The 4,970-nt window shown below is 71.4% G+C and carries 4 protein-coding genes; all 4 read left to right on the forward strand.

Going from position 1 to position 4,970, the window contains the following annotated elements:
- The first annotated feature begins 175 nt into the window (after positions 1 to 175).
- Positions 176 to 1,837, forward strand: a complete 1,662-nt coding sequence (gene argS / locus JHD21_RS08825; RefSeq protein ID WP_292673621.1) for an arginine--tRNA ligase — start codon at positions 176 to 178, stop codon at positions 1,835 to 1,837.
- The gene (gene lysA / locus JHD21_RS08830) at positions 1,838 to 3,247 is read left to right on the forward strand and encodes a diaminopimelate decarboxylase (protein ID WP_292673624.1); all 1,410 of its coding nucleotides are present in this window, start codon (positions 1,838 to 1,840) and stop codon (positions 3,245 to 3,247) included.
- Positions 3,248 to 3,254: 7 nt separating this feature from the next.
- Positions 3,255 to 4,571 (forward strand): homoserine dehydrogenase, encoded by a 1,317-nt coding sequence (locus JHD21_RS08835; RefSeq protein WP_292673626.1) that lies wholly within the window; start codon positions 3,255 to 3,257, stop codon positions 4,569 to 4,571.
- A gap of 29 nt (positions 4,572 to 4,600) precedes the next feature.
- The coding region (locus JHD21_RS08840) for a pyridoxal-phosphate dependent enzyme (RefSeq protein ID WP_292673629.1) at positions 4,601 to 4,970 on the forward strand (370 nt) is incomplete at its 3' end.

Here is a 4,970-nt window from a genome sequence, read left to right on the forward strand (position 1 = left end):
CTCCGGAGGGCGGTGCTCTATCCCCTGAGCTACGGGGGCTCGGGACGTGCAGACCATACCGGTGTGCGCGGGACCCGACCGAATCCGGTTGAACCTCCGCCCGCGGGCGGGGAGGTGGCCACCCGCGGGTGAAACGGATGTGAGGGCGCCGGCACACCGCCGATACCCTTGGTCGGTGACTCCCGAAGAGCTGTCCACCGCGATCGTCGGCGTGCTGACGTCCCTGTCCGACGAGGGTGTGCTCACCCTGCCGGACGGCGTCCCGACCACGGTCACGGTGGAGCGTCCGCGCCAGCGGGAGCACGGCGACTACGCGACCAACGTGGCGCTGCAGCTGGCCAAGAAGGCGGGCCTGAACCCGCGCGACCTGGCGACCGCGGTCCAGGAGCGGCTGGGCGCCGTCGACGGCATCGCGAAGGTCGACATCGCGGGGCCGGGCTTCCTCAACATCACCGTCGAGGCGGGTGCCCAGGGGGAGATCGCCACGCAGGTGGTCGAGGCGGGGGCCAGCTTCGGCACCTCCGACCAGCTGGCCGGCGAGAACATCAACCTGGAGTTCGTGTCCGCCAACCCGACAGGACCGCTCCACCTCGGCGGCGTGCGTTGGGCAGCGGTCGGTGACGCACTGGGCCGGATCTTCGAGGCCAACGGCGCCGCTGTCACCAGGGAGTACTACTTCAACGACCACGGGGCGCAGATCGACCGGTTCAGCGGCTCCCTCCTCGCCAGCGCCAGGGGCAGGCCCGCGCCCGAGGACGGCTACGGCGGTGGCTACATCAAGGAGATCGCGGATGCGATCGTCGCGAAGCGGCCCGACGTGACCGACCTCCCGGACGACCAGGCCCAGGAGGTCTTCCGGGCCGAGGGCGTCGAGATGATGTTCGCCGAGGTCAAGAAGAGCCTCCATGACTTCGGGGTCGACTTCGACGTCTACTTCCACGAGGACAACCTGCACAAGACCGGTGCGGTCGCGCGCGCCGTCGAGCGTCTGACCGAGCTCGGCAACACCTACGAGGCCGACGGCGCGCTCTGGCTGAAGACCAAGCAGTTCGGAGACGACAAGGACCGGGTGATCATCAAGTCCGACGGTCAGGGCGCCTACCTGTCGGGCGACCTCGCCTACTACCTCGACAAGCGGGAGCGGGGCTTCGACCGCTGCTTCATCATGCTCGGTGCCGACCACCACGGCTACGTCGGGCGGATGATGGCCATGTGCGCGGCGTTCGGTGACGAGCCAGGTACCAACCTGGAGATCCTCATCGGCCAGATGGTCAACCTGCTCAAGGACGGCGCCCCGATGCGCATGTCGAAGCGGGCCGGGACGGTCGTGAGCATCGACGACCTGGTCGACGCCATCGGTGTCGACGCCTCCCGCTACGCGTTGGCGCGCTACAGCTCCGACTCCAACATCGACATCGACCTGGGGCTCTGGGCGAAGGCCGACCGAGCGAACCCCGTCTACTACGTCCAGTACGTCGCGGCGCGGACCGCCTCGATCCTGCGGAACGCGGCCGACCTGGGGATGGAGCCTGTTCCCAACCCTGCGCTCCTGACCTCGCCCTACGAAGGTGAGCTGTTGCGCGCGCTGGCCGAGTTCCCGGCGGTGGTCTCCTCCGCGGCTCAGCTGCGGGAGCCGCACCGGGTCGCGCGCTACCTCGAGGACACGGCGGCCACGTTCCACAAGTTCTACGACCAGGACGACCTGCGCGTGCTGCCCAAGGGCGACGAGGACCCCACGGACACGCAGCGCGCCCGGCTGGTGCTGGTGCAGGCGACCCGCATCGTCTTCGAGAACGGGCTCGCCCTGCTCGGCGTCAGCGCCCCGGAGCGCATGTAGATGTCGACCACCCACGAGGCGGGCTGGGCGCACGCACCCGGCGCGCTGCGCGGTCCGGCCTGGCTGCAGCCGCCCGCCGACCCCAACGCGCTGGTCCCGCACCTGTGGTCGCTGACCGCGCACAAGAACGCCGACGGCGAGCTGACCGTGGGCGGACTGTCGCTCCCCGCGTTGGTGGCCGACGTCAACACCCCGGCGTACGTCCTCGACGAGGCCGACTTCCGGGCCCGGGCCCGGGCGTTCCGCGAGGCGTTCGCCGACTACGACGTCTTCTACGCCGGCAAGGCGTTCCTGTGCACGACCGTCGCCCAGTGGGTCGCCGAGGAGGGCCTCAGCCTCGACGTCTGCTCCGCCGGCGAGCTGACCGTGGCGCTCCGGGCCGGCTTCGACCCCGCGCGGATCGGCTACCACGGCAACAACAAGTCCTACGCCGAGCTGCGCCGCGCGGTCGCGGAGGGCGTGGGCCGGATCGTGCTCGACTCCTTCGCCGAGGTCGAGCGGCTGGCCCGGATCACCGCCGAGCTCGACCGCAGCCAGGCCGTGATGGTGCGGGTGACGGCGGGGGTCGAGGCCCACACCCACGAGTACATCGCCACCGCGCACGAGGACCAGAAGTTCGGCTTCTCGATCACCTCGGGGGACGCCTGGGACGCGGTACGCCGCGTGCTGGACGCCCCCGGCCTCGACCTGCTCGGCCTGCACAGCCACATCGGCAGCCAGATCTTCGACTCGTCCGGCTTCGAGGTGGCCGCGCGCCGCGTGCTCGCCCTGCACGCCCGGATCTCCGCGGAGCTCGGTGTCGACATGCCGGAGCTGGACCTGGGCGGCGGCTTCGGCATCGCGTACACCACCCAGGACGATCCGAGCGACCCCGCGCAGCTCGCCACCGAGATCACCAAGATCGTCGAGCACGAGTGCAAGGCCCTGGAGATCGACCAGCCGAGGCTGTCCATCGAGCCGGGTCGGGCCATCGTCGGCCCGTCGACCTGCACCGTCTACACCGTCGGCACGGTCAAGCCGGTCGCCCTCGACGGCGGCGCCGTCCGGACCTACGTGTCGGTCGACGGCGGGATGAGCGACAACGTGCGCACCGCGCTCTACGACGCCGACTACTCGTGCACGATCGCCAACCGCGCGTCGTCGGCGACCCCGGTGCTGTCCCGGGTGGTGGGCAAGCACTGCGAGGCGGGTGACATCGTGGTGCGCGACGAGTTCCTCCCCGGCGATCTGGCGCCGGGGGACCTGGTCGCTGTGCCGGGCACCGGTGCCTACTGCCGGTCGATGGCCTCCAACTACAACCACGCCCTGCGACCGCCCGTGGTCGCCGTGCGCGACGGGGTCGCGCGGGTGCTGGTCCGGCGCGAGACTGAGGACGACCTGTTGGCGACAGATATGGGTGTGGAGCAGTGAGCATCAAGTGAGCATCAAGGTGGCCGTGCTCGGCTGTGGCTCGGTGGGCTCGCAGGTGGTCCGTCTCCTGCAGGAGCAGGCCGGTGACCTCGAGGCGCGGATCGGGACGCCGGTCGAGCTGGTCGGTGTCGCCGTACGGCGCCTCGACGCGCCCCGCGAGGTTGAGGTGCCCGAGGGCCTGCTCACCACGGATGCCGCCGCGCTGGTGGCCCGCGACGACGTCGACGTGGTCGTGGAGGTCATCGGCGGCATCGAGCCGGCGCGGTCCCTGATCCTGGCCGCCCTCGAGAACGGCGCCAGCGTCGTGACCGCCAACAAGGCGCTGCTGGCCGAGGACGGCCCGACGGTCTACGAGGCCGCCGAGAAGGCAGGCCGGGACCTCTACTACGAGGCGGCCGTCGCGGGCGCCATCCCGATCCTGCGCCCCCTGCGGGAGTCGCTCGCCGGGGACCGGGTCACCCGGGTCCTGGGCATCGTCAACGGCACCACCAACTTCATCCTCGACAAGATGGAGTCGACCGGAGCCGGGTTCTCCGAGGCGCTGGAGGAGGCGCAGGAGCTCGGCTACGCCGAGGCCGACCCGACCGCCGACGTCGAGGGGTTCGACGCCGCCGCCAAGGCCGCGATCCTCGCCTCGCTCGCGTTCCACTCGCGGGTGACCGCCGCCGACGTCCACCGCGAAGGCATCTCCGAGGTCACCGCCGCGGACGTCCAGTCGGCCCGGGACATGCACAGCGTGGTGAAGCTGCTGGCGATCTGCGAGCTGCGCCAGCTGTCGACGCCGGAGGGCGCCGAGGGCACGGAGGAGGCGGTCTCGGTCCGCGTCCACCCCGCGATGATCCCGGACACGCACCCGCTGGCCTCGGTCCGCGGCGCCTACAACGCGGTGTTCGTCGAGTCCGAGGCCGCCGGCCAGCTGATGTTCTACGGCCCCGGGGCAGGCGGCGCCCCCACGGCGTCGGCGGTGATGGGCGACCTGGTCACGGTGGCGCGCAACCGGCTCGCGGGCACCCGTGGTGCCGGCGAGTCGGCGTACGCCGACCGGGCGGTGCTGCCGATGGGGGACACCGTCACCCGCTACCACGTCGCCATCGACGTCGACGACCGCGCCGGCGTGCTGGCGCAGGTCGCCACGGCGTTCGCCGAGCACGGCGTCTCGATCCAGACGGTCCGCCAGGAGGGCCGCGGCGCCGACGCGCAGCTCGTGGTCGTCTCGCACACCGCGACCGACGCCCAGCTCGCCGCCACGGTCGAGCACCTGCGCGGCATGGACATCGTCCGCGAGGTCACCTCGGTGATGCGGGTCGAGGGGGGCGACGAGTGAACCGGTCGGTGAACGAACACGTGAGCACCGTGCCCAGGACCCACCAGTGGCGCGGCGTGATCGAGGAGTACCGCGAGCTGCTCGATGTCCCGGACGGCATCGAGGCGATCACCCTCCGCGAGGGTGGCACGCCGCTGGTGCGGTCGGAGTGGCTGTCGGGCCTGGCCCGGGCCGAGGTGTGGCTCAAGGTCGAGGGCAGCAACCCGACCGGGTCCTTCAAGGACCGGGGCATGACGACCGCGATCTCGGTCGCCAAGGCCGACGGCGCGCAGGCCGTCGTGTGCGCGAGCACCGGCAACACGTCGGCATCGATGGCGGCGTACGCCGCGAAGGCGGGTCTCACCCCGCTCGTGCTCGTGCCCGAGGGCAAGATCGCCGCCGGCAAGATGGCCCAGGCGA

Origin of the sequence: Nocardioides sp. (genome assembly GCF_016462705.1) — a bacterium.
Lineage (GTDB): Bacteria > Actinomycetota > Actinomycetes > Propionibacteriales > Nocardioidaceae > Nocardioides.